This window comes from Pseudoalteromonas sp. GW168-MNA-CIBAN-0100 (genome assembly GCF_040309225.1).
Taxonomy (GTDB): Bacteria; Pseudomonadota; Gammaproteobacteria; order Enterobacterales; family Alteromonadaceae; genus Pseudoalteromonas; species Pseudoalteromonas arctica.
The window spans coordinates 1-277 of sequence record NZ_JBEOOL010000511.1 but is presented as its reverse complement, the minus strand read 5'-3'; the positions used below and the strand labels follow the sequence as shown (position 1 = coordinate 277).

The following is a 277-nucleotide window of genomic DNA, read 5'->3' as shown; positions in this document are numbered from 1 at the left end:
CAAGATATTCAAAGTCGTCGTTATTTTACTCCCTCACTTGATGCTGCTTACAGCGAGCAATATAGCTTTGGTTGTAATTTTAGTCGAAAGATTGCAGGTGGTGTACTGTGTTTTCCTTTACATAATTTTATGAATGAAGACGATGTAACTACAGTAACGTCAATAATAAAGGACACATTATGAATTTTGCTGTAATGCAACCTTACCTATTTCCTTATTTAGGCTATTATCAACTTGTTAATGCTGTAGACACTTTTATTTTTTATGATGATGTTAC

1 protein-coding gene and 1 pseudogene are annotated in these 277 nt (G+C 32.9%); both read left to right on the top strand.

What is annotated here, in order from left to right; all coding sequences use genetic code 11:
• Window positions 1-183 (top strand): annotated as a pseudogene (locus AAEY62_RS22210) (DegT/DnrJ/EryC1/StrS family aminotransferase); the annotation flags it as partial.
• Window positions 180-277: WbqC family protein (locus tag AAEY62_RS22205; RefSeq protein ID WP_350636571.1), on the top strand; the 98-nt coding region annotated here is incomplete at its 3' end. The pseudogene AAEY62_RS22210 and the gene AAEY62_RS22205, both read left to right, overlap by 4 nt.